19 protein-coding genes and 1 pseudogene are annotated in these 24,332 nt (G+C 60.1%); 11 read left to right on the top strand and 9 right to left on the bottom strand.

Going from position 1 to position 24,332, the window contains the following annotated elements:
• Positions 1–351: 351 nt before the first annotated feature.
• From ACYZTY_RS21410 to gap, 8 genes and pseudogenes are all read right to left on the bottom strand, one after another.
• Positions 352–1,320: pseudogene (locus tag ACYZTY_RS21410) on the bottom strand (methyl-accepting chemotaxis protein); the annotation flags it as partial.
• Positions 1,321–1,783: 463 nt separating this feature from the next.
• Positions 1,784–2,179, bottom strand: a complete 396-nt coding sequence (locus ACYZTY_RS21405) for a YbaN family protein (RefSeq protein ID WP_461955366.1) — start codon at positions 2,177–2,179, stop codon at positions 1,784–1,786.
• Between the two features lie 177 nt (positions 2,180–2,356).
• Positions 2,357–2,965 (bottom strand): biliverdin-producing heme oxygenase, encoded by a 609-nt coding sequence (locus ACYZTY_RS21400; RefSeq protein WP_461955365.1) that lies wholly within the window; start codon positions 2,963–2,965, stop codon positions 2,357–2,359.
• Positions 2,966–3,078: 113 nt separating this feature from the next.
• A complete protein-coding gene (locus ACYZTY_RS21395; RefSeq protein ID WP_461955364.1) occupies positions 3,079–5,643 on the bottom strand; it encodes a TonB-dependent receptor in 2,565 nt (854 codons plus the stop codon).
• Between the two features lie 122 nt (positions 5,644–5,765).
• A complete protein-coding gene (locus ACYZTY_RS21390; RefSeq protein ID WP_461955363.1) occupies positions 5,766–6,674 on the bottom strand; it encodes a FecR family protein in 909 nt (302 codons plus the stop codon).
• Positions 6,675–6,869: 195 nt separating this feature from the next.
• Positions 6,870–7,388 (bottom strand): RNA polymerase sigma factor, encoded by a 519-nt coding sequence (locus tag ACYZTY_RS21385; RefSeq protein ID WP_461955362.1) that lies wholly within the window; start codon positions 7,386–7,388, stop codon positions 6,870–6,872.
• Positions 7,389–7,465: 77 nt separating this feature from the next.
• Positions 7,466–7,930, bottom strand: a complete 465-nt coding sequence (locus ACYZTY_RS21380) for a methylglyoxal synthase (protein ID WP_109634252.1) — start codon at positions 7,928–7,930, stop codon at positions 7,466–7,468.
• A gap of 183 nt (positions 7,931–8,113) precedes the next feature.
• The gene (gap, locus tag ACYZTY_RS21375) at positions 8,114–9,115 is read right to left on the bottom strand and encodes a type I glyceraldehyde-3-phosphate dehydrogenase (protein ID WP_010457403.1); all 1,002 of its coding nucleotides are present in this window, start codon (positions 9,113–9,115) and stop codon (positions 8,114–8,116) included.
• Positions 9,116–9,335: 220 nt separating this feature from the next.
• Here gap and edd point away from each other — a divergent pair, with 220 nt between their 5' ends.
• The 11 genes from edd (at position 9,336) to ACYZTY_RS21320 (ending at position 23,095) form a co-directional block, all read left to right on the top strand.
• Positions 9,336–11,162, top strand: a complete 1,827-nt coding sequence (edd, locus tag ACYZTY_RS21370) for a phosphogluconate dehydratase (protein WP_461955361.1) — start codon at positions 9,336–9,338, stop codon at positions 11,160–11,162.
• Positions 11,159–12,118: a glucokinase gene (locus ACYZTY_RS21365; RefSeq protein ID WP_461955360.1), complete on the top strand. Its 960-nt coding sequence runs from the start codon at positions 11,159–11,161 to the stop codon at positions 12,116–12,118. Before edd ends, ACYZTY_RS21365 begins: the two co-directional genes overlap by 4 nt.
• Positions 12,119–12,295: 177 nt before the next feature.
• Positions 12,296–13,024 carry a response regulator gene (locus ACYZTY_RS21360; protein WP_131059773.1) on the top strand — a complete coding sequence of 243 codons (729 nt, stop codon included), beginning with the start codon at positions 12,296–12,298 and terminating at the stop codon, positions 13,022–13,024.
• A complete protein-coding gene (locus ACYZTY_RS21355; protein ID WP_461959372.1) occupies positions 13,014–14,483 on the top strand; it encodes an ATP-binding protein in 1,470 nt (489 codons plus the stop codon). Before ACYZTY_RS21360 ends, ACYZTY_RS21355 begins: the two co-directional genes overlap by 11 nt.
• Positions 14,484–14,708: 225 nt before the next feature.
• On the top strand, positions 14,709–15,968 hold the full coding sequence (locus tag ACYZTY_RS21350; RefSeq protein ID WP_461955359.1) for a D-mannose isomerase: 1,260 nt from the start codon (positions 14,709–14,711) through the stop codon (positions 15,966–15,968).
• Positions 15,969–16,085: 117 nt separating this feature from the next.
• Positions 16,086–17,387 (top strand): ABC transporter substrate-binding protein, encoded by a 1,302-nt coding sequence (locus tag ACYZTY_RS21345; RefSeq protein ID WP_010457391.1) that lies wholly within the window; start codon positions 16,086–16,088, stop codon positions 17,385–17,387.
• Between the two features lie 148 nt (positions 17,388–17,535).
• Positions 17,536–18,444, top strand: coding sequence for a carbohydrate ABC transporter permease (locus ACYZTY_RS21340; protein WP_010457390.1), 909 nt, complete (start codon positions 17,536–17,538; stop codon positions 18,442–18,444).
• Positions 18,437–19,282 (top strand): carbohydrate ABC transporter permease, encoded by an 846-nt coding sequence (locus tag ACYZTY_RS21335; protein WP_403107319.1) that lies wholly within the window; start codon positions 18,437–18,439, stop codon positions 19,280–19,282. Before ACYZTY_RS21340 ends, ACYZTY_RS21335 begins: the two co-directional genes overlap by 8 nt.
• A 2-nt stretch (positions 19,283–19,284) precedes the next feature.
• Positions 19,285–20,445: an ABC transporter ATP-binding protein gene (locus ACYZTY_RS21330; protein ID WP_461955358.1), complete on the top strand. Its 1,161-nt coding sequence runs from the start codon at positions 19,285–19,287 to the stop codon at positions 20,443–20,445.
• A gap of 173 nt (positions 20,446–20,618) precedes the next feature.
• On the top strand, positions 20,619–21,965 hold the full coding sequence (locus ACYZTY_RS21325; protein ID WP_461955357.1) for a carbohydrate porin: 1,347 nt from the start codon (positions 20,619–20,621) through the stop codon (positions 21,963–21,965).
• Positions 21,966–22,240: 275 nt separating this feature from the next.
• Positions 22,241–23,095, top strand: coding sequence for a D-hexose-6-phosphate mutarotase (locus tag ACYZTY_RS21320; protein WP_461955356.1), 855 nt, complete (start codon positions 22,241–22,243; stop codon positions 23,093–23,095).
• 150 nt (positions 23,096–23,245) lie between these two features.
• Here the strand turns inward: ACYZTY_RS21320 and ACYZTY_RS21315 are convergent, their stop codons facing one another.
• Positions 23,246–24,106 (bottom strand): MurR/RpiR family transcriptional regulator, encoded by an 861-nt coding sequence (locus ACYZTY_RS21315; RefSeq protein ID WP_178083825.1) that lies wholly within the window; start codon positions 24,104–24,106, stop codon positions 23,246–23,248.
• Positions 24,107–24,332 lie beyond the last annotated feature (226 nt).

The following is a 24,332-nucleotide window of genomic DNA, read 5'->3' as shown; positions in this document are numbered from 1 at the left end:
GGCTTTGCTGACTTCGTCGGCCAGTTGATTGATGTCGCGGGTGCTGCGTTCGATGATCGACATGCCATCGCGAGCCGACTGGTCGGCACCTTTAGCGGCATTGGCCGCGTTCGACGCGCTGTTGGCGACGTCGTGGGCGGTGGCGCTCATTTCGTTGGAGGCGGTGGCGACCTGGTCAATTTCGCGGAACTGCACCTGCATGCCTTCGCTGGTCTGACGGGCGATTTCCGAAGACTGGTCGGCGGTGCCACGGGCGTCGGTGATGCTCTGTTTGATCTGCGCAATGGTCGGTTGCAGCTTGTCGAGGAAACGGTTGAACCAGCTGACCAGTTCACCCAGTTCGTCCTTCTTGCTGTAGTGAAGACGCTGCGTCAGGTCGCCGTCGCCGCTGGCAATTGCCTTGAGCATCTCGGCAACGCTGTTGATCGGCCGGGTCACGCCCGAGGCGGTGAGCCAGATCAGCAACAGACCGACCAGGCCGGCCGCGACAGCCACCAGCACCGCTTTGATCGTGCCGCTTTGCTGGGCGTCATCGAGTACCGCTTGCAGCTTGACCGAGTCGGCCAGCAGCACGTGTTTGGGCAGGTCGATCACTACGCCCCAGGCTTTTGAGTCGGCAATCGGGCTGACCGGGTACACCGCACGGATCAAGTCGCCTTGTTCGAGAATCTTCGGTGCGCCGCCGCTGAGCAATTGCAGGACTTGCTTGCCATCCGCGCCCAGCGTGTCGCCGATGCTTTTGCCGACCTTGCTCGCGTCAACGCTGTAACCGGCGAGCACGCCGCTGCCGGAGAGGATCAGCATGTGTCCGGCGTTGTTGAACAGATCACGCTGGGAATCGACAGCGGCTGCCTGCAGAGCGTCGAGAGCGATGTCGACACCGACCACGCCGATGGATTTGCCATCCACCAGCAGCGGTACGGAAATGGTGGTCATCAGCATTTCCTTGCCGCCGACGGTGTCGGCATACGGATCCAGCAGGCAGGTGCGTTTGCTGTCGCGAGGGCAGGTGTACCAGCTGTTGTAAGGCGTGCCGCTGAGGCTCAAGGTGGTTTTGGTCATGTCGTCTTCGACCATGACCGTGTTGATCCCGGGACCACCGGCACGGCTCCAGTAACTGGCGAAACGCCCGATTTCGTTGGATTGGCGAGCTGCATCGTTGGCGAACTCGCTGTCTTTGCCGTCCAGGCCATTGGGCTCGAACGCCAGCCAGATCCCCAGCACTTTACTGTTGCGCTCGAACGCGGTTTTCAGGCTCTGGTTCAACTCTTCACGCAGGGCACCGGCCTCAAGCGAGCGCTTGGCGGCCAGGGTGCGCATGTCCTTGATCTGGTCCGCCAGGGCGGTCACCACCAGCAGACTTTCGCCGAAGGTCTTCTGCACCCGCACGGCTTGCTCGGCGGCCTTGGCCTGGATCAGGTCCTGCACGCTGGCGGTGAGCATCTTGCTGCTCGAGGCGCTGACCAGCTCATCGTTCTGATTGGTCTGGTAGAAGTTCATGCTGACGATCAACGCGACCACGCCCAGCAGGCACAGGCCGGACAGCAAGACGATTTTCAGGCGGATGGAGAGAGAGTCGAACATAGGGCGAACTCGCGAAGGATGAAGTGTTGGCTGTGAGTCGAGGTCGACCCGGTTCGCCAAATCCATTCAGCGCCATTTAATGCACATCGGCGTGGGGCGAGCATGCATGATGGTGGCTCCGACGAACGGTCATGGTTGAACGTTTGCGCGGAAAAATGTGCCGCTAAGCGGATTAAAACGGGGAAAAATCGCGGTGGAATCAGGAGGGTTGCGGCAGTGATTCCGGTCGCGACCATATCCACAGATTGCCCAGGCTCATGCCTGCAATGGCCAGGTAGATCGGCCAACTGTGATCGAGCATCACCAGCATCACCCCGGCGCACAGCAGCATGCTCACGGTGGCGCTGACCTTGGCTCGACGCGCGATGATTTTGCCATTGCGCCAGTTGCAGAGGATCGGCCCGAACAGCCGATGGTTTTCCAGCCAGGCACTCAGACGCGGTGAACTCTTGGTCGCGGCCCAGGCGGCGAGCAGGATGAACTCAGTGGTCGGCAGGCCGGGGATGACGATGGCGATCAGGCCGATGCCCAGGCTGACGTAAGCCAAAAGGCCGAACAGTAGGCGGGAGAGTTTTGAGGAGGAAGGGTGAGGCATGGGCTCAAATTGCGCGACTGAGGCTTGATCGGGATCGTGCAGGCACACTCGGTCCCTTGTAGGAGTGAGCCTGCTCCGGGCGGCGTTCCGACGATGACGGAGTGTCAGTCGACATCATTGCCGCTTGACCCACCGCTATCGCGAGCAGGCTCACTCCTACAAGGGTGATGTGTTTCTTCAGGCGAGTTCGGGGGTGGTGGTGTAAGCCTGTTCCAGCAGCACGGTGAAGCGGTTGAATGCATCGACAGCGGCTTGCTCGATTTCCGCTTCTTCCTGAGCGCTGAAGGTCAACGAGTCGAGGGTTTTGACAAAGCTTTTCCAGCCTTCAGCGCGGCCGCCGGTCGGTTCCCCGAGATGACGGGCACCGAACGTTTCGCTCAAGCCCAAACCGACCGCACGCTTGATCAGGAATGCTGCACCCAGCTTTGAACCTTCGGAAACGAACAGCCATCCCAGCGCTTCAGCCTTGCTCGGGTTCTTCACCGAGCCAGCCACCGGTGCTGGCACTTCAGTGTCCAGATCCGTCAGGTCAGCCTTGGCCGCTTCAGCCCGGCAACGCGCCGGCAAGTCCGCAACGATGGCCGTCAGCTCTGCATCGTTGTACAGCGCCACCAGTTCCGACTGGAACAGATACTGCGCCACCACAAAACGGGCGAAGTTGGCCTGGGTTTCAAACGGTGCGTGGGCTTTGACCAAGGCATCGAGTTTGGTATGAGGCTCGTGGGTGATCTGGTTCAAACGTTGTGAACGCAAAGCAGCGCGTTGAGCGGTGTCCTGAGTGGTCATGAGAATCCTTGAGAAAAAGAGGCGCTTGGTAACGAGACGAATAAGAAGGGGCAGGACAGTAAAAAAACCTCACAGCACCGCTTCTAGAAAGCGGCGCAGTGAAGTGATTAATGTCAGATGTCCCAGACCAGATTGATCGCGAAGTTGCGGCCCGGTTGGGTCAGGCGATCGAGGTTGGCCGGTTGCGTCACCGAGGCCTCGCCGACGCTGTCGTAGCCGCGCACGTCGTCCCACTGCCAGTATTTTTTGTTGGTCAGGTTGTACAGGCCGGCGTTGACGGTCACGTCGTCGGTCACCTTGTAGAAACCGGCCAGGTCGAGCACGCCATAACCCGGGGTCTTGAACTGGGTGCTGGTGCCGTCCGGGGTTTTGAAGCTGGTGCTGTCGACGCGGGTCTTGCGTTTGACCAGGGTCCAGCTCAACAGGGCGCCGTAGTTATCTTGGTCGTAGCCGAGTCCGAACACGCCGGTCAACGGGTTGATGCTGTTCAACGGCTGACCGTTGTCGTCGTTGCGGCCGTACAGGTAAGCCACCGAGCCTTGAGTGTAGAGGCCGGTCGGGGCGCCGAAGCTGTCGAGGTTCAGGCGACCCTTGAGCTCCACGCCCTTGATGGTGGCGTGGGCAATGTTATTGCTCTGGAACGTGGTCTCGGTGTAGCCGGGGGTGATGGCGTTTTCATCGATGAAGTCGCGGTATTTGTTATAGAACACCGCCACATCGAACGTGCCTGCGTCGAACTGACCGCGCAGGCCGGTTTCATAGCTCTTGCTCTTTTCCGGTTCCAGGTCCGGATTCGGCGCGACCTGGTAGCCGCCCGCCAGGTTTTCGAAACGACCATACAAGGCCTTGGCGGTCGGCGTGCGGAAGCCTTCGGCGTATTGGCCGTACCAGGTGTAGTTGTCGTTGAAGCTGTAAGTGGTGCCGAATTTTGGCGACAGACGATGCCAGGTCTTGGTGCTGTCGCTTACCACGCCATTGCCGCTCTGGTCGGCGGTGGCCAGGAACTCGTCGGTGATGTGCGGCTTGAGTTCGGTGTAGTCGTAGCGTGCGCCAGGCAGGAAGGTCCAGTTGCCCCAGCTGATCTGATCCTGGGCGAACAGGCTGTAGCTGTTGATGGTCGGGTCCGGGAAGTCGCTGGCCGGTTTCAGGGTGTCGGCGGCACTCGGCGCACCGATGACCCGGCAAGCACCGGCCACGGTCAGGCAAGTGCCGCTGCCGGTACGCAGGCCGGTGACTTTGTCCTGCTTGATGGTGGTGCCATAGGTGACCAGGTGATCGGTGTCGGCGATGGCAAACGACTTGTCAGCCTGGGCATCGAACACCCATTGGCGATCCTTGTAATTGGTATCGCGGTTACGCAGCACGGTCCGCGACGGCGCGTAGATCTCTTCGGTGCTCTGGTCGGTCTTGGCGATCTGGTAATTCAGCGACCACTTGATGTTGTCGGCCAGCAGACTGTCCAGGCCGAAACTGTGCTCCAGGCCGAAGCGCTCGCGGGTGACTGTGTCATTGCCGGTGCGCGATTTATAGAAGCCGAAACCGCGTCCCGCGTTGAACGGGCCGCCGACTGCGCTCATCTGATTGGTGTCGCGGTCGTCTTTGTAGTGCTCGTAGGTCAGGCCGAAGCGCGCGTCGTCGGCATAGTTCCAGCCCAGCTTGGCCAGCACGTTGGTGGTGCGCACGTCTTCGGGGTTGGCTTCGGTGCGGTTCAAACCGATGCCGCCAGTTTCGCCGTAGGATTCGGTTTCATGACCGTTGCGTTGGCTCAGGTGCAGCAAACCGTCGAAGTCGCCGGTGCGACCAGCGACTGTGCCGGAGGTCAGCCAGCTGTCATCCGCCGAGCTGTAACCGGTTTTCAGACGTGCGCCGACGTCCTTGCCCGGTTTGATGATGTCGTCCGGGTCCAGCGTGTAATAGCTGACTGCGCCGCCGATGGCGTTACTGCCGTAAAGCACAGACGCCGGGCCGCGCAGGATTTCCACGCGTTTGACGATCTCGGGGTCGACGTAGTTGCGGTTGGTCTGAGCGTAAGGGCCGTTGAAGAAACTGTCAGGCACTTGCACGCCGTCGACCTGAGTCAGCACGCGGTCGCCGTCGATGCCACGGATGTTGTAGCCGGTGAGACCGGCACGCTGACCAGCACCACCGACCGATACACCCGGTTCGTAGCGCACCAGATCCTTGATGTTATTGACGTTGTTGCGGTCCAGGTCTTCGCGGGTCTGGACCGTCACCGTGCTCGGCACACTGCTCATGTCCTGTTCATTACGGGTGGCGCTGATCGTCACCTGGTCCAGGTTGAGCGCGTTACTGTTGCTGCGCTTTTCCAGCACGATGTTGTTGCTGCCCAGTTTGCGATAGCTCAGGTTGGTCCCCACCAACAGGCGATCGAGGGCTTTTTCCGGCGGCAACGAGCCGCGCACACCCGGCGAGGCCACACCGTCCGCCAGTTCGGCGGGCAAGCCGACTTGCCAGCCTGTCACCGCCGTAAAGGCATTCAGTGCCGAGACCAGCGACTGCTGCGGGATGGCAAATGAGTAATCGCCCATGTTGCGGGTCGGCTGCCCGGCGGCGGTGGCGGCCATCAGCGGCGCGCTGCCGGCCATCAGGATGGCGGCCGTCAGCAGCGACAGCACGCGGGAAGGTGAAGAGGACTGGCGGGTATGGCGAGAGGACATCGATAGCGCTCCGTGTCGCACGAATCTTTATAGGTGCTGATTGGCATGTCGAGATGCGAATCAATTGCATTGGCTATAACGAGACGAACGAGCTTCGGCTATCGAGTAAAAATAATTCTCATTTAGTTCAAGATCACCAGCGCGGGGAATTCCTGAAGGCGCGCCGAGGTGATGTGAGCGAGGGAGCGGACCACGTCCAGCGGCTGGTCGAGACGGTAATTGCCAGTCACGGCGACGTCGGCCAGCTGCTCGTTGTTGTTGATGATCCAGCCCGGATAATAGCGCCGCAACTCCGCCAGCACCTGGCTCAGCGGGCAGTTCTCGAACACCAGTCGGCCCTGGACCCACGCCAGGTCCGTGGCGGCATCGAGCTTGGCCGGGCGGTCGAAACCGTTGGGACCGATGCGGATGCTTTCCCCGGCAGAGAGTCGTACCCGGGCATCGTCGCGGGTGGCCCGCAGATCGACATCGCCACGCTGCACCCGAACCTGTGCCACGCCGTCCAGATAGCGCACGGCAAACGCGGTATCGCGCACGCTGGCCTTGACCGGTCCGGCGTCGATTTCCAGTGGCTGGCCGCGATTGGCCGGCACCTCGAAAAACGCCTCGCCCTGATACAGTCGGGCCACGCGCTGTTGATCGTTGATGGTGCTGGAGAACGCCGAGTTGGTATTGAGCAGGACTTTCGAACCGTCCTCCAGTTGCAGGCGCTGGCGTTCACCGACCACGGTCAAGTGATCGGCCTGGAGGCGCATCGGCAGGTTGCTGAAACTGAACAGACCGAGAACCAGCACAGCAGCCGTGGCCAGCGGTTTCCAGTGCGGACGCAGGCGCGACAGCACCGTCACTTTCGGCGGCCGGTCGGCCAGGCTTTGTGCACATTGCACCACTTGCGGGCCATCCCAGATCGCCTGGGCCTTGGCGAATGCCTCGGCGTGCAGCGGATCGGCGGCCAGCCAGTCATGAAACTGTCGGGTCTGTTCCTCGCTCGGACTGCCCAGCACGATCAGCCAGTCCAAAGCCTGGTCCATCGCGCTTGCGGCATCCCGCGCCGGGGAGGGCGGAGGGGGGGCGGGGGGAGGCACTGGAAGCGTGTCCGTCACGGTGTTTCCTCGGCAGTGTCTGTGCACGGCTGTTTTATGAGTGAAGCTTGAAAGTGGGCAAGGGTAGCAAAGCCCGAGTGTCAGCGCAGTCGATCCCGGCAGGTAGAGAATAAGCCTGCAGAATCAGTCGCCGTTTAACCGTTCGGCAACACCGATGCAGATCGCCATGATCAACTTCAGTTCTTTTTGCACGGTGCTCAATGAGACGTCGAGCTTTTCGGCGATCTCCAGATAACTGTGCCCGTGCAGCCGGCTGAGGATGAAAATCTGCTGCTGCCGATGGCTGAGTTCACTGAGGCTCACGTTCAAACGCTCCAGCAATTGTTCGGCATGGGCAGCATCCTCGGCACTGCTGACGGGGGCGGCAACGCTTTCCACCACGTCCAGTGGCACGTCGTCGAGCATCGTGCGCGACTGAATGCGCCGCGCACGCAAATGATCCAGCGCCAGGTTGCGGGCGGTCTGGAAAACGAAGGGTTCAAGGTGATCGATGGCCCGTTCACTGAGCGCCCGGGTCACTCGCAGGTAGGTCTCCTGCAAGAGGTCTTCGGCGGTGCTGTGATTGTTGACCATCCGCTCCAGCGTGCGCAGCAGAGAGACTCGCTGGGCGATGAAGACGTGATTGAAGCGAGATTGACTCACGGGAGGACCTGATCCATTTCGAGCGAATGATAATGCTTATCATCCGCTCGAGTGGTCAAGTGCTGATTTGTGAAGCTTTACGCGCGGCCCAGCAGATAGGTCGCGTAATCGGGGATGCGGTGTTCGTGTGCCTGCTCCATCATCGGGCTGCTGAGCAGGTAGTCGGCGCTGCATTCGTTGCACGCCACCGGAATGTTCCAGACCGCAGCGACTCGCAACAATGCCTTGATGTCCGGGTCATGCGGTTGCGGTTCGAACGGGTCCCAGAAGAACACCAGCATGTCGACCCGCTGCTCGGCGATGCGCGCACCCAGTTGCTGATCGCCGCCCAAGGGGCCGCTGATCATGCTCTCCACCGGCAGATCCAGGCGTTGTTGCAACAACAACCCCGTGGTGCCGGTGGCGACCAGTTCATGCTGCGCGAGCTTGTCTTTCTGCCGCTCGGCCCAGTCCAGCAAAAACACTTTGCAGTGGTCATGGGCGACCAAGGCGATACGCTTGCGCGCCGCCATGGTCTTTTGCGTGAAGCTGATACCGATCATGGTTTATTCCACAGGCGATTTTCGAGGCTGATTCTGAGGACGCCTTCGCCTGTAGGAGCGAGCGGGCGGCGATCCGACTTGCCCGCGAACCAAGCGGCGCGATGTATCTGTCAGACCGCGTCATCGTTCTTCGCCGGCAAGCCTGGCTCCTACAGACGCGGGTACGGCGCAACAGGCACTGAGTTACTCTGCGTTGCACAGCGCCAGGCAGTTATCGAGCATGCGGTTGGAGAAGCCCCACTCGTTGTCGTACCAGGCCAGCACCTTGAGCAGCTTGCCGCTGGACTTGGTGTGGTTGGCGTCGAAGATCGACGACAGCGGGTTGTGGTTGAAGTCGCTGGAGACCAGCGGCAGGGTGTTGTAGCCGAGAATCTTCGAGTGCTGGCTGGCTTCTTTCAGCAGCGCATTCACTTCATCGGCCGACGCTTCACGCTTGAGCTGCACGGTCAGGTCCACCAGCGACACATTGATAACCGGAACACGTACCGCCATGCCGGTCAGCTTGCCGGCCAGTTCCGGTAGCACCAGGCCGACCGCTTCAGCGGCGCCGGTCTTGCTCGGGATCATGTTCTGGGTGGCCGAACGGGCGCGGTACGGATCGGTGTGGTAGACGTCGGTCAGGTTCTGGTCGTTGGTGTAGGCGTGGATCGTGGTCATCAGACCGCTTTCGATACCCAGTTCGCGGTGCAGCACCTGAGCCACCGGGGCCAGGCAGTTGGTGGTGCACGACGCGTTGGAAATGATCTGGTGCGATTGGCGCAGAATGTCGTGGTTGACCCCGTAAACCACGGTGGCGTCGGCGCCTTTGGCCGGTGCCGAAATGATCACTTTGCGCGCGCCGGCCGTAATATGCGCGGCGGCTTTGGCACGGTCGGTGAACAGACCGGTGCATTCGAACACGACATCAATTTTTTCCGCGGCCCAAGGCAGCTCGGCCGGGTTGCGAATGGCGCTGACTGCAATACGGTCGCCGTTGACGGTCAGGCTTTCCTGATCGTGCTGGACATCGGCGTCGAACGTGCCGTGAACAGTGTCGTACTTGAGCAGATGAGCGTTCATCGCGCTGTCGCCCAGGTCATTGATGGCAACGATCTGCAAATCTTGGCGATAGCCTTGGGTATACAGTGCGCGGAGGACGTTACGGCCAATTCGGCCAAAACCATTGATTGCGATTCGAAGAGTCATTTAACAGGGCCGCCGTCGTTTTGTTGTTGGAATTACAAGATTATTCGCATAAAAATAGAAAACAAGCCTTTTTAATGGCAATATTTTGTTCAATCTACAACGAGTGACCTGAATCAACTGGTCCGACCGATCAAGAAAACCGTCTGTCATCCCATCGACACCGGCTCTTGCTCAGCATAGACAATCAGGTCGCCACATCCGTTAGCCTGGAGTTCTACACATGCATCCCCGCGTCCTTGAGGTCACCGAACGGCTTATCGCCCGCAGCCGTGCAACCCGTGAGGCTTACCTTGCGCTCATTCGCGGTGCAGCCAGCGACGGTCCGATGCGCGGCAAGCTGCAATGCGCCAACTTCGCCCACGGCGTGGCCGGTTGCGGCACCGAAGACAAAAACAGTCTGCGGATGATGAACTCCGCCAACATTGCGATTGTTTCGTCATATAACGACATGCTCTCGGCGCACCAGCCGTACGAAGTCTTCCCTGAACAGATCAAAAAAGCCCTGCGCGAGATCGGCTCTGTCGGCCAGTTCGCTGGCGGCACTCCAGCGATGTGCGATGGCGTGACCCAGGGCGAGCCGGGCATGGAACTGAGCCTGCCAAGCCGCGAAGTGATCGCGCTGTCCACCGCCGTGGCGCTGTCCCACAACATGTTCGATGGCGCGCTGATGCTCGGCATCTGCGACAAGATCGTGCCGGGCCTGATGATGGGCGCGTTGCGCTTTGGTCATCTGCCAATGATCTTCGTACCGGGCGGACCGATGGTCTCCGGCATTTCCAACAAGCAGAAAGCCGATGTGCGCCAGCGCTATGCCGAAGGCAAAGCCTCGCGTGAGGAGCTGCTGGAATCGGAAATGAATTCCTACCACAGCCCCGGCACCTGTACTTTTTACGGCACCGCCAACACCAACCAGCTGCTGATGGAAGTCATGGGCCTGCACTTGCCGGGCTCTTCTTTCGTCAACCCGAACACGCCATTGCGCGATGCCCTGACCCGCGAAGCGGCGCATCAGGTCACTCGTCTGACCAAGCAAAATGGCAACTTCATGCCGATCGGTGAAATCGTCGATGAGCGTTCGCTGGTCAACTCCATCGTGGCGTTGAACGCGACTGGCGGTTCGACCAACCACACCTTGCACATGCCGGCTATCGCGATGGCTGCCGGTATTCAATTGACCTGGCAAGACATGGCCGACCTCTCCGAAGTCGTGCCGACCCTGAGCCACGTCTACCCGAACGGCAAAGCCGACATCAACCACTTCCAGGCGGCGGGCGGCATGTCGTTCCTGATCCGCGAACTGCTGGAAGCTGGCTTGCTGCACGAAAACGTCAACACCGTGCTCGGCCATGGCCTGAGCCGCTACACCCAGGAACCGTTCCTCGATAACGGCGAACTGGTCTGGCGCGAAGGCGTGACCGACAGCCTCGATGAAACCATCCTGCGTCCGGTGGCGCGTGCGTTCTCGCCAGAAGGCGGACTGCGCGTGATGGAAGGCAACCTCGGTCGCGGTGTGATGAAAGTCTCCGCCGTCGCCCTGGAAAACCAGATCGTCGAAGCGCCAGCGATGGTGTTCCAGGATCAGCAGGATTTGGCCGATGCGTTCAAGGCCGGTTTGCTGGAGAAGGATTTTGTTGCGGTGATGCGCTTCCAGGGCCCGCGCTCCAATGGCATGCCGGAGCTGCACAAAATGACGCCGTTCCTCGGCGTGCTGCAGGATCGCGGCTTCAAAGTGGCGCTGGTGACTGACGGGCGCATGTCCGGCGCGTCGGGGAAAATCCCGGCGGCGATTCATGTCAGTCCCGAAGCTTATGTCGGCGGTGCTCTTGCGCGGGTGCAAGAGGGCGATATTATCCGCGTCGATGGCGTCAAAGGCACCCTGGAGCTTAAGGTGGACGCCGAAGAATTCGCAGCGCGCACCCCGGCCAAGGGCCTGTTGGGCAATAACATTGGCAGCGGTCGCGAACTGTTTGGTTTCATGCGCATGGCCTTCAGCTCCGCAGAGCAGGGCGCCAGCGCCTTTACTTCTGCCCTGGAGACGCTTAATTGAAACTGGCTTTGGTCGGTGACATCGGTGGGACCAACGCACGTTTCGCGTTGTGGAAAAACCAGCAACTGGAAGCGATCCAGGTGCTGGCGACGGCCGATCACGCCAGCCCGGAAGAGGCGATTGCCCTCTACCTGAGCGGGCTTGGCCTGGCGTTGGGTTCGATTGGCTCGGTGTGCCTGTCGGTGGCCGGCCCGGTGAGCGGTGACGAATTCAAGTTCACCAACAACCACTGGCGGCTCAGTCGCAAAGGTTTCTGCAAGACCTTGCAGGTCGATCAACTGTTGCTGGTCAATGATTTCTCGGCAATGGCGCTGGGCATGACCCGTTTGCAGCCGGACGAGTTTCGGGTGGTCTGCGAAGGCACGCCGGAACCGTTGCGCCCTGCCGTGGTAATCGGTCCTGGCACGGGCCTGGGTGTTGGCACCTTGCTGGATCTGGGCGAAGGCCGTTTCGCCGCGTTGCCGGGGGAGGGCGGTCACGTCGATCTGCCCTTGAGCAGCCCGCGTGAAACGCAACTGTGGCAACACATCTTCAATGAGATTGGGCATGTCAGCGCTGAAACCGCATTGAGCGGCAGCGGTTTGCCTCGGGTCTACCGGGCGATTTGCGCGGTGGACGGTCATGAACCGGTGCTCGATACCCCGGAGTCGATTACCGCTGCCGGTCTGGCCGGCGATCCGATTGCGCTGGAAGTGCTGGAGCAGTTCTGCTGCTGGCTCGGCCGTGTGGCCGGCAATAACGTGCTGACCACGGGTGGACGTGGTGGCGTGTACATCGTCGGCGGGGTGATTCCACGGTTTGCCGATTTCTTCGTCGAAAGCGGTTTCGCCCGGTGCTTCGCCGACAAGGGCTGCATGAGCGATTACTTTAAAGGCATCCCGGTGTGGCTGGTGACGGCGCCGTATTCCGGGTTGATGGGGGCGGGTGTGGCGCTGGATCAATCCATCCCGACTTGAAATGCAATCAACCTGTAGGAGTGAGCCTGCTCGCGATAGCGGTGTATCAGTCAACCAATGTGTTGAATGTAAAACCGCAATCGCGAGCAGGCTCACTCCTACAGTGGTTTTGTGGTGTTTGTAAAATCGGTGCTTAAGGCATAATCCGCCCAATTCAAACAACAAGGACGCCGCCCCGTGAGCTCAGTCAGGTCGATTTTGTTGGTCGATGACGATCAAGAGATACGCGAGTTGCTGGACACCTACCTGACCCGCGCCGGTTTCCAGGTCCGTACCACGCCCGATGGTGCAGGCTTTCGCCAAGCGATGAACGAAGCGCCGAGCGACCTGGTGATCCTCGACGTGATGCTGCCGGACGAAGACGGTTTCAGCCTCTGCCGCTGGATCCGCCAGCACCCGCGTCAGGCGCAGGTGCCGATCATCATGCTCACCGCCAGCTCCGACGAGGCCGACCGCGTTATCGGCCTGGAGCTGGGCGCCGACGACTACCTCGGCAAACCCTTCAGCCCCCGTGAATTGCAGGCACGCATCAAGGCCTTGTTGCGTCGTGCGCAGTTCGGTCAGGAGCGTTCCGGCGGTGAAGTGCTGGCGTTCGATGACTGGCGGCTGGACATGGTCAGCCACCGGTTGTTCCACATCGACGGCGAAGAAGTGATTCTCTCCGGCGCCGATTTTGCGCTGCTGAAACTGTTCCTCGATCACCCTCAGGAAATCCTCGATCGCGACACCATCGGCAACGCCACCCGTGGCCGCGATCTGATGCCGCTGGATCGCATCGTCGACATGGCGGTCAGCCGTTTGCGTCAGCGTCTGCGCGATACCGAAAAACCGCCGCGACTGATCCGTACCGTGCGCGGCAGCGGCTACCAACTGGCAGCCAATGTGGTTGCCAGCAATGGCCACTGAGTTTCTCCGTCAGCTCGCCGCCCGCGTGCCGGTGCCGCGTTCGCTGCTCGGGCGCATGTTGCTGCTGACCTTGCTGGCCGTGTTGTTCGCGCAGACCTTGTCGAGCGTGATCTGGGTGTCGCAACTGCGCGCCACCCAGCTCGAAGGCCTGGTGACCAGCGCCCGCAGCCTCGCCCATTCGATGACGGCCAGCGTCAGTTACTTTCGCTCGCTGCCGGTGGCGTTTCGTCCCTTGGTGCTCGATCAATTGCGCAGCATGGGCGGCACCCGTTTCGTGGTGACGCTCAACGACAAGCCCTTGGGCATGGACGTGCTGCCGATCACCCCGCGCAAGGAAGCCGTGCTCAAGGCGGTGGACCAGGTGTTGCGCGAGTCTCTCGGCCAAGACACGGATATCTCGGTGACCTTCGTCAGCCCCGAAGACCTGCGGATCTTCAACAGCGGGCTGAAACTCGATGAATTGCCGCGCTCATGGGCGCATTACGCGCTCACGCTGGAGCCGGTGAACCCGCCCGTGCTGGTCACGCAAATCCAGATGGCGCCGGGCGAGTGGCTGTACATCGCCTCGCTCTTGCCCGAGCCTTACACCAGTCTTGAAGAGCAAGGCCTGCCGGCGCAGCAAGTTTGGTTCATCGTGCTCACCAGCGGCTTCTTGCTGTTGTTCATTGGCCTGCTGGTGCACTGGCAGAGTCGTCCGCTCAAGCGTTTGGCGCGGGCGGCGCGGGACATGTCCCTCGGTGCCGAAGTCGAGCCGGTGGCCGAAGGCGGCGGCAGTGAAGTGGTCGAAGTGGGCCGCGCTTTCAACGCGATGCGTGAACGCATCAGCCGTTATCTGACCGAGCGCAGCCAATTGTTCAGCGCCATCTCCCACGACTTGCGCACGCCAATCACTCGCTTGCGGTTGCGGGTCGAATTGCTCGAAGACGAAACGCTGCAAGCCAAATTCGGTCGCGATCTGGATGAGCTGGAGCTGCTGGTCAAGGGCGCGCTGCAATGCGTGAAAGACACCGACATTCACGAAAACATCGAACCGGTGGACCTCAATCATGTGCTCGACTGTCTGGTGGAACCGTACCTGGCGCCTAATGGCAATGGTCGCGTGACCCAGCAGGGCCGGGCGCTGGCGGCGTATCCGGGCAAACCGCTGGCACTTAAGCGCTGCATCGGCAACCTGATCGACAACGCGTTGAAGTATGGGCAGAACGCGCATTTGCATATCGATGACGACGAGAGCGCCTTCATCCTGCATGTCGATGACGAAGGGCCGGGCGTACCGGAGCAACGGATGGAACAGGTGTTCGAACCGCACTTCCGCCTGAGCGGGCAGCAGCAGGGATATGGGTTGGGCTTGGGGATTGCGCGCAATATCGCGCATAGCCATGGCGGTGAGGTCAGCCTGCAAAACCTGCGTGAAGGCGGGTTGCGGGTGACGTTGCAGTTGCCGCGCAGTGTTGATTAATTAGACCGCGTTATCGTTCATCGCGAGCAGGCTCACTCCTACAGTGGATTTGTGTAGGACGCATAACCCCTGTAGGAGTGAGCCTGCTCGCGATGGCGTCAGATCATTCAACACATCATTTGACTAATGTCACAACCCGGTGACATAACTCGCCCCCTTCGTTACATGCCCGCCCCCGCCCGTTGTTTAGACTGCCCCCAGTCATAACAACAAAAAAGGCACCCCATGGACACCTTCCAACCTGCTTTCAGCAGTTGGCTCAACGCACCTGCCCACCAGCAATGGCTCGCCGCCGAAGGCTTGCGCCTGCTCGCATTTGCCAAGGCTTCAAAGCTTGCCGAAGGCTTCGGCAATCTCGATGAAAAGGGCCGTCTCCCGGCCAACGCTCAAGCCGAAACCATGAACACCGCCCGCATGACCCACAGCTTCGCCATGGCGCACATCCAGGGCTTGCCGGGTTTTGCCGAGCTGGTCGATCACGGCATCCAGGCGCTCAGCGGCCCGTTGCGCGATGTCGAGCACGGAGGCTGGTTTGCAGTGGCCCATCATCGCGATGACAACACCGGCAAGGCTGCTTACCTGCACGCCTTCGTGGCCCTTGCCGCCAGTTCCGCAGTGGTCGCCCGGCGCCCCGGCGCACAAGCCTTGCTCGACGATGCGATCAATATCATCGACACGCATTTCTGGAGCGAGGAGGAGGGCGCGATGCGCGAATCCTTCAACCGCGACTGGAGCGAAGAAGAAGCCTACCGCGGCGCCAACAGCAACATGCACGCCACCGAAGCCTTTCTCGCCTTGGCGGATGTCACCGAAGACAACCGCTGGCTATGCCGCGCTCAACGCATCGTCGAGCGAGTCATTCATGGTCACGCCGCGGCCAACGATTACCTGGTGGTCGAGCATTTCGATCGCGACTGGCAGCCGCTGCGCGAGTACAACCACGACAATCCAGCCGACGGTTTTCGACCCTACGGCACCACGCCGGGCCACGGGTTCGAGTGGGCGCGGCTGTTGCTGCACCTCGAAGCCGCGCGGGGGCAGGCCGGGATGCTCACGCCGGGTTGGCTGGCCACCGACGCGCAGAAACTCTTCGATCACAATTGCCGTCACGGCTGGGATATCGACGGGCTGCCCGGGATCGTCTACACCCTCGACTGGGACAATCGCGCGGTGGTTCGCCATCGCTTGCACTGGACCCATTGCGAAGCCAGCGCCGCCGCCAGCGCGCTGCTTAAACGCACGGGCGAGGCGCAATACGAAACCTGGTACCGACTGTTCTGGGAATTCTGTGACAGTCATTTCATCGACCGCTGCGACGGCAGTTGGCACCATGAACTCGATCCGCAAAACCGCCCGAGCGCCGATATCTGGGCCGGCAAACCCGATCTGTATCACGCCTGGCAAGCTGTTCTTATTCCGCGCCTGCCGTTGGCGCCGAGCATGGCGACTGCCTTGGGGCAGTTGTCCCAGAGCGCTCCTGTGTAACCATGTGGTGACATTCAAGCGTCCCTTCGTTACCTGCGAGGGGATAATTCCTGTTTAAAATCCTATGCAGCGCAAGCACCAGACTTGCATGCATAACAACAAGAAAGGTAATTCTAGATGAATGCGATTTCTCGCCTCGCTACTGTCATTTCTCTTGCCTCATTGCTTCCTATCTCTGCATTCCCTGTCAGTGCACTTGCCGCCGATTCCAAAGGATCGGTAGAAGTCGTTCACTGGTGGACGTCCGGTGGCGAAAAAGCTGCTGTTGATGTGCTCAAGGCCCAAGTCGAAAAAGACGGTTTCACCTGGAAGGACGGCGCAGTCGCCGGTGGTGGCGGTGCTACTGCCATGACCGTACTCAAAAGCCGCGCCGTTGCCGGTAACCCGCCGGGCGTAGCGCAGATCAAAGGTCCGGACATCCAGGAATGGGCGTCTACCGGTCTGCTCGACACCGACGTCTTGAAAGACGCTGCCAAGACCGAGAAGTGGGACAGCCTGCTCGACAAGAAAGTCTCCGATACCGTGAAGTACGAGGGTGACTACGTGGCCGTGCCGGTGAACATTCACCGCGTCAACTGGCTGTGGATCAACCCGGAAGTCTTCAAGAAAGCCGGCATCGAAAAAGCGCCAACCACCCTTCAGGAATTCTACGCAGCCGGTGACAAGCTCAAGGCGGCGGGTTTCATCGCGCTCGCCCACGGCGGCCAGCCTTGGCAGGACAGCACCGTGTTCGAAGCGGTGGTCCTTTCGGTCATGGGCGTCGACGGCTACAAGAAAGCCCTGGTAGACCTGGACAACGCAGCACTGACCGGTCCTGAAATGGTCAAGGCGCTCACGGAGCTGAAGAAAGTCGCGACCTACATGGACGCCGACGGCAAGGGCCAGGACTGGAACCTGGAAGCGGCCAAGGTCATCAACGGCAAGGCCGGCATGCAGATCATGGGTGACTGGGCCAAGAGCGAGTGGACAGCGGCCAAGAAAGTCGCCGGCAAGGACTACGAGTGCGTAGCGTTCCCGGGCACCGACAAGGCCTTCACTTACAACATCGACTCCCTGGCCGTGTTCAAGCAGAAAGACAAAGGCACTGCTGCCGCTCAGCAGGACATTGCCAAGGTCGTGCTGGGTGAGAACTTCCAGAAAGTCTTCAGCATCAACAAGGGTTCGATCCCGGTTCGAATCGACATGCTGAACGACATGGGCAAGTACGGTTTCGACTCCTGCGCCCAGACCGCTGCCAAGGATTTCCTGGTGGACGCCAAGTCCGGCGGCCTGCAGCCAAGCATGGCGCACAACATGGCGACCACGCTGGCAGTACAAGGCGCGTTCTTTGATGTCGTGACCAACTTCATCAACGATCCGAAAGCCGATCCGGCCACTGCCGCCAAGCAACTCGGCACTGCCGTCAAAGCGGCCAAGTAATGCTTGGCCCCTGTAGGAGCGAGCCTGCTCGCGATAGCTGAGTGTCAGACGCTGGATGTATCAACTGACACACCGCGATCGCGAGCAGGCTCACTCCTTCAAGGGGAGCATTTTCAACGTAACTTTTTCTCTCGTACTGGATTTTCCCATGAGTTCTGTTGCTGTGTTCAGCAAGGCCTCGCCGTTCGATGCATTGCAACGCTGGCTCCCAAAACTGGTGCTGGCGCCGAGCATGTTCATCGTCCTGGTGGGCTTCTATGGCTATATCCTGTGGACGTTCATCCTGTCGTTCACTACGTCGACTTTCCTGCCGACCTACAAATGGGCAGGCCTGGCGCAATACCAGCGGCTGTTCGACAACGACCGTTGGTGGGTAGCGAGCAAGAACCTGGCAGTGTTCGGCGGCATGTTCATCGGCATCACCTTGGTGATCGGTGTGCTGCTGGCGGTGTTTCTTGACCAGCGCATTCGTCGCGAAGGCTTCATTCGCACCATTTACCTGTACCCGATGGCGCTCTCGATGATCGTCACCGGTACCGCGTGGAAATGGCTGCTCAACCCGGGTATGGGCCTGGATAAATTGCTGCGGGACTGGGGCTGGGAAGGCTTTCGCCTGGACTGGCTGATTGACCCGGATCGCGTGGTGTATTGCCTGGTGATCGCTGCGGTATGGCAAGCCTCGGGCTTCATCATGGCGATGTTCCTCGCCGGCCTGCGCGGCGTTGATCAATCGATCATCCGTGCCGCCCAGATCGATGGCGCGAGCATGCCGCGCATCTACCTGAAAGTGGTGTTGCCGAGCCTGCGTCCAGTGTTCTTCAGCGCAGTCATGATCCTGGCTCACATCGCAATCAAGAGTTTCGACCTGGTGGCGGCAATGACTGCCGGCGGCCCGGGTTACTCCTCCGACTTGCCTGCGATGTTCATGTATTCGTTCACCTTCAGCCGCGGCCAGATGGGCATGGGTTCGGCCAGTGCGATTCTGATGCTCGGTGCGATTCTCGCAATCATCGTGCCTTACCTGTACTCCGAGCTGAGGACCAAGCGCCATGACTAGTTTCTCTGCCAAACCTTCCATCAGCCTGAGTCGCATCGCGATCTACGGCGTGCTGATCCTGGCCGTATTGCTTTACCTGATACCGCTGGTGGTCATGCTGTTGACCAGTTTCAAGACGCCCGAAGACATCAACTCCGGCAACCTGTTGAGCTGGCCGACCGTGGTCAGCGGCATTGGCTGGGTCAAGGCCTGGGGCACGGTGGACGGGTACTTCTGGAACTCGATCAAGATCACCGTCCCGGCGGTGCTGATCTCCACCGCCATCGGTGCACTGAATGGCTACGTGCTGTCGATGTGGCGCTTCCGTGGCTCGCAACTGTTCTTCGGTTTGCTGCTGTTCGGTTGCTTCCTGCCGTTCCAGACCGTCCTGCTGCCGGCCTCGTTTACCCTCGGCAAGATGGGCCTGGCGAGCACCACCACGGGCCTGGTGTTCGTGCACGTGGTCTACGGCCTGGCGTTCACCACGCTGTTCTTCCGTAACTACTACGTCAGCGTTCCCGATGCGCTGGTGAAGGCGGCACGGCTCGATGGCGCGGGTTTCTTCACCATCTTCCGCTTGATCATCCTGCCGATGTCCACCCCGATCATCATGGTCTGCCTGATCTGGCAGTTCACCCAGATCTGGAACGACTTCCTGTTCGGCGTGGTGTTCTCCAGCGGTGATTCGCAACCCATTACGGTGGCGTTGAACAACTTGGTCAACACCAGTACCGGGGCCAAGGAATACAACGTTGATATGGCGGCGGCGATGATCGCCGGGCTGCCGACCCTGCTGGTCTATGTGGTCGCAGGCAAGTATTTCGTGCGCGGGCTGACGGCCGGCGCAGTCAAGGGGTAATCATGGCTACGCTCGAACTTCGCAATGTAAACAAGACCTATGGCCCCGGCCTGCCGGACACCCTCAAGAACATCGAACTGTCGATCAAGGACGGTGAGTTCCTGATCCTGGTCGGACCTTCGGGTTGCGGTAAATCGACCCTGATGAATTGCATCGCCGGCCTGGAAACTATCACCGGCGGCGCGATCATGATCGGTGATCAAGACGTCAGCGGCATGAGCCCGAAAGACCGCGACATCGCCATGGTGTTCCAGTCCTACGCGCTGTACCCGACCATGAGCGTGCGCGAGAACATCGCCTTTGGCTTGAAGATCCGCAAAATGCCCGCCGCCGACATCGAAGCGGAAGTGGCGCGGGTGTCCAAGCTGCTGCAGATCGAACACTTGCTCAACCGCAAACCCGGCCAGCTCTCCGGTGGCCAGCAACAGCGCGTGGCCATGGGCCGTGCCCTGGCGCGTCGGCCGAAGATTTACCTGTTCGACGAACCGCTGTCCAACCTCGATGCAAAGCTGCGCGTCGAAATGCGCACCGAAATGAAACTGATGCACCAGCGCCTGAAAACCACCACGGTCTACGTGACCCACGACCAGATCGAAGCGATGACCCTGGGCGACAAAGTGGCGGTGATGAAGGACGGGATCATTCAGCAGTTCGGCACGCCGAAAGACATCTACAACAACCCGGCCAACCTGTTCGTGGCGAGCTTCATCGGTTCGCCACCGATGAACTTCATCCCCCTGCGTTTGCAGCGCAAGGACGGCCGTCTGGTGGCACTGCTCGACAGTGGCCAGGCGCGCTGCGAATTGCCAATGGGCATGCAGGACGCCGGCCTTGAAGACCGCGAAGTGATCCTCGGCCTGCGCCCGGAACAGATCGTGCTGGCGAACGGCGAGCCGAATGGTTTGCCGACCATTCGCGCCGAAGTCCAGGTCACCGAACCGACCGGTCCCGACACCCTGGTGTTCGTCAATCTCAATGAAACCAAAGTCTGCTGCCGCCTGGCGCCGGACGTCGCGCCGAACGTGGGCGAGACCCTGACCCTGCAATTCGATCCATCGAAAGTGCTGTTGTTCGATGCCAAGACCGGGGAGCGTCTGGGGGTGGCCGGTCTGCCAAAAGCCGAGAGCCACAGCGCCAACGTCACCCAATTCAAAGGCCGGTAAAGATCAAAAACTGTAGGAGCCAGGCTTGCCGGCGAAGGCGATTTCAGGGACGCCTTCGCCGGCAAGCCTGGCTCCTACAGGGGGGATATGCGGTGAGCGGCCTGTCGCTCTCCGCAACTGATGTAACCGCGTTAAATAAAAACAGTTAATAACAATAAAACGAGGATGTAGGGATGAAGAAGAAGAACAACGCTCAGCTTATCTGCCAGTTGTCAGCAGTAGCGGCAATGATGCTGGCCGGCAGTGTGCATGCAGCTGACGCGTTCAGCGCCGATTCCGAATGGATGACCGGTGATTGGGGTGGCGAGCGGACCAAGCTGATCGAGCAGGGCATTGACATCAAGATGGACTATGTCGGTGAAGTCGGCGGCAACCTCCACGGTGGCTACAACAACGACAAGACCGCGCGTTACGCTGACCAGTTTGGCCTGGGCGTGGCGTTGGACCTGCAAAAACTGTGGGGCTGGGATAACACCCAGGCCAAGGTCCAGTTCACCAACCGTAACGGCGAAAACATCTCCAATGACCGTGTCGGCGACCCGCGTGCCGGCACCTTGAGTTCCTCCCAGGAAGTCTACGGTCGTGGCCACATGGTCCGCCTGACCCAGTTGTGGATCAAACACCAGTTCCTCGACGGTAAACTGGACGTCAAGGCCGGTTACTTCGGCGAAGGCGAAGACTTCAACACCTTCCCTTGCGAGTTCCAGAACCTGGCGTTCTGCGGTTCCCAAGCGGGTAACTGGGCCACCAACATCTGGTACAACTGGCCGGTCATGCAGGCTGCGGTCCGCGTGAAGTACAACATCTCGCCTGAGTTCTATGCGCAGATCGGCGCGTACAACCAGAACCCGTCGCAACTGGAGCACGGTAACGGCTTCAAGCTCAGCGGCAGTGGCACCAAGGGCACCGTGTTGCCGGTCGAACTGGTCTGGTTGCCTAACCCTGGCAACCTGCCGGGCGAATACCGTGTCGGTTACTACAAAAGCACGGCCAATGCCGATGACGTCCGCGAAGATGCCAACGGCAATGATGCGGCCACCAGCGGCAACGCCTATCGCAGTCACGATAGCAAGTCCGGCTACTGGTTCGTGGCGCAACAACAACTCACCACCCACAACGGTGACGCGTCGCGCGGTCTGAACATCGCAGCCAACGCCACCTTCCACGACAAGGACACCAACTTCGTCGACAACTACCAGTCGCTGATGTTGGTGTACAAGGGCCCGTTTGATGCACGTCCGAAGGATGACTTCGGTATCGGTGCCGCCCGTATCCATGTCAACGATGACGTGAAGAAAAACTCAGAGTTGGTCAACGCCTCCAACAATGTCACGGACTATCAGGACCCGCTGTTCGCGCCGCTGCGTAACACTGAGTACAACTACGAAATCAACTACGGCTTCCACGTAACCAACTGGCTGACCGTACGTCCTAACCTGCAATACATCACTCACCCGGGCGGTGTCGATGAAGTCGATAACGCGCTGGTGGCCGGCCTGAAAATTCAGTCGGTGTTCTAACGCTGTTGCGATAAGCTCCTCTCTATGTGCGCATTTTTGCGGACAGCCCAGGCTGTCCGCTTTTTTTTGTGTGGGTCGATGAGGGCCTGTGGCGAGGGAGCTTGCTCCCGCTGGGCTGCGAAGCAGCCCCAAAACCAGCCACCACAGTGTTTCAGGCAAACCGCGTTCAACGGGTTTACGACTGCTTTGCAGCCGAGCGGGAGCAAGCTCCCTCGCCACAGTGAGTTCGCTGATACAGCGTATGAGTACACCCATGATTTTCAGGACCGTGGCACATGCATGAGCATCCGCTACAACGCTTCTTCAAATCCTTGCGCGAACGTCCGGTGTTTGCGTGGGAGCGCTATCAGAAGCGCGACGTGCTGGTGATCGACCATCCGCTGTGTCAGGCGGTGTTCAGTCGGCAGGGTGCACAGTTGCTGCACTTCCAGCCAAAGGGCCAGAAGCCCTGGCTCTGGTGCGCGGCGAAGTGGCCGCAAGTCGGCGCGATTCGTGGCGGCGTGCCGGTGTGCTGGCCGTGGTATGGCCGTCATCCGAGCGAAAACGCCTGGCCTTCCCATGGCTGGGCACGGTTGATCGACTGGAAGCTGCTCGACAGCAGCCATGACGACGATGGCGTGCGGCTGCACTGGCAGCTTCAACTGTGCGACTGGCAAGTGGACCTCCACGCACACCTTGGCGAACGCATGGATTTGCGCCTGAGCACCGAGCATCAGGACAGCCTGCCGTGCCAATTGAGCCAGGCGTTGCATGCCTATTGGCGTATTGGTGATGTCGGTGAGGTAGCGCTGTCTGGGCTCGATGGCGCGCAGGGCTACGACCAGTTGAACCGCCAGGTTTGCCAGCAGGAAGGTGAGTTGCGAGTTGACGGTGGGTGTCAGCGGGTGTTCCAGCATGACGGTGAATTGCAGCTCAAGGACCACGCCTGGCAGCGGGAATTGTGTATCGACACCGGTGACCATGCGGACACGGTGGTCTGGCATCCCGGCTCGCGGCCGCTGCTGGGGGTGAGCTGGAACGAGATTTCAGAATTTGTCTGTGTTGAAGCGGCGAGTGGCGGGACGGACAGCTTGAGCCTGGCACCGGGGCAGAAGGCGCATTTGAGTTTGCAGGCGCGGGTTGGGGTTTAGTTCAAAGTCTATGGTGTTGCCGCTGACGCCTTCGCGGGCAAGCCTCGCTCCTACAGGGTTGATGCTGGCCGCGAATGGATGGCCAACCGAAAACTTGTAGGAGCGAGGCTTGCCCGCGAAGAGGTCAGCACAGGCAATGAAGATCCTGGCCTAGTTGAACTCGTCACCCACCGGATACCGGCTCGCATTCAGGCTCTCTTTGATCTTGCGCAAATGCGGCTGGAAATCCACGCCCCGGCGCAAGGTCATGCCGGTCGCCAGCACATCCAGCACGGTCAGCTGAATGATCCGCGACGTCATCGGCATATAGATGTCGGTGTCTTCCGGCAGCGGAATGTTCAGGCTCAACGTACTGGCCTTGGCCAGCGGCGAGTTCTCCGCGGTCAAGCCGAGCACCGAAGCACCGTTCTCCCGGGCAATGCGCGCCACCTCCACCAGTTCGCGGGTGCGGCCGGTGTAGGAAATGATCACGAACAACTCGCCGGTATGCGCCACCGACGCAATCATGCGCTGCATCAGCACGTCGGCATGGGCGGTGACGGCCAGGTTGAAGCGGAAGAACTTGTGCTGCGCATCCAGCGCCACCGGGGCTGAGGCGCCGAGGCCGAAGAAGTGGATTTGCCGGGCCTGGATCAGCAGGTCGACGGCGCGGCTGATCAGGTTCGGATCCAGCGCCTGCAAGGCACTGTCCAAAGAAGCGATGGCGCTGCCGAAAATTTTCTTCGTATACGCTTCAGGATTGTCATCGGCCTCGACCGCACGGCTGACATAGGCCGCGCCACTGGCCAGGCTCTGGGCCAACTGAAGTTTGAGTTCCGGGTAGCCGCTGACGCCGAACGAGCGGCAGAAACGGTTGACCGTCGGCTCGCTGACCTTGGATGCCTGGGCGAGGGCGGCGATGCTGAACCGGGTGGCCTGCTGTGGGTTGAGCAGGATCACTTCGGCGACTTTGCGTTCAGCCTTGTTCAGGTCTTCAAGGCGATTCTGGATCTGTTCCAGTAAATTTCGCACGCGGTCCATTTCATGTTCCTTAGGTCAGCAGCGCAAATAAGCGTTCGGCTAATGCAAATTGGGCCTTTGATACGGCCCGTAACGGTGGCCTATCCTACTGATGGCTCCGACCGACCACCACTCGGAATCTGTATTTTGCGAAAATGTTGTGGTTATTACTACATTTTCCCTTGAGTGATGCCTTGAAAAAAGGTATTTGTAGCTTAACTTGATAAAAGAACAAACA

This window comes from Pseudomonas sp. LB1P83, assembly GCF_054897885.1.
The sequence above is the reverse complement of the archived record's forward strand: the minus strand, read 5'-3'. Positions and strand labels throughout refer to the sequence as shown.

Coding starts and splice junctions, on each gene's coding strand:
- ACYZTY_RS21405 (WP_461955366.1), bottom strand. CDS start 2,179: ATGCCTCACCCTTCCTCCTCAAAACTCTCCCGCCTACTGTTCGGCCTT.
- ACYZTY_RS21390 (WP_461955363.1), bottom strand. CDS start 6,674: ATGGACCAGGCTTTGGACTGGCTGATCGTGCTGGGCAGTCCGAGCGAG.
- edd (WP_461955361.1), top strand. CDS start 9,336: ATGCATCCCCGCGTCCTTGAGGTCACCGAACGGCTTATCGCCCGCAGC.
- ACYZTY_RS21400 (WP_461955365.1), bottom strand. CDS start 2,965: ATGACCACTCAGGACACCGCTCAACGCGCTGCTTTGCGTTCACAACGT.
- ACYZTY_RS21355 (WP_461959372.1), top strand. CDS start 13,014: ATGGCCACTGAGTTTCTCCGTCAGCTCGCCGCCCGCGTGCCGGTGCCG.
- ACYZTY_RS21325 (WP_461955357.1), top strand. CDS start 20,619: ATGAAGAAGAAGAACAACGCTCAGCTTATCTGCCAGTTGTCAGCAGTA.
- gap (WP_010457403.1), bottom strand. CDS start 9,115: ATGACTCTTCGAATCGCAATCAATGGTTTTGGCCGAATTGGCCGTAAC.
- ACYZTY_RS21345 (WP_010457391.1), top strand. CDS start 16,086: ATGAATGCGATTTCTCGCCTCGCTACTGTCATTTCTCTTGCCTCATTG.
- ACYZTY_RS21350 (WP_461955359.1), top strand. CDS start 14,709: ATGGACACCTTCCAACCTGCTTTCAGCAGTTGGCTCAACGCACCTGCC.
- ACYZTY_RS21380 (WP_109634252.1), bottom strand. CDS start 7,930: ATGATCGGTATCAGCTTCACGCAAAAGACCATGGCGGCGCGCAAGCGT.
- ACYZTY_RS21340 (WP_010457390.1), top strand. CDS start 17,536: ATGAGTTCTGTTGCTGTGTTCAGCAAGGCCTCGCCGTTCGATGCATTG.
- ACYZTY_RS21395 (WP_461955364.1), bottom strand. CDS start 5,643: ATGTCCTCTCGCCATACCCGCCAGTCCTCTTCACCTTCCCGCGTGCTG.
- ACYZTY_RS21320 (WP_461955356.1), top strand. CDS start 22,241: ATGCATGAGCATCCGCTACAACGCTTCTTCAAATCCTTGCGCGAACGT.
- ACYZTY_RS21330 (WP_461955358.1), top strand. CDS start 19,285: ATGGCTACGCTCGAACTTCGCAATGTAAACAAGACCTATGGCCCCGGC.
- ACYZTY_RS21335 (WP_403107319.1), top strand. CDS start 18,437: ATGACTAGTTTCTCTGCCAAACCTTCCATCAGCCTGAGTCGCATCGCG.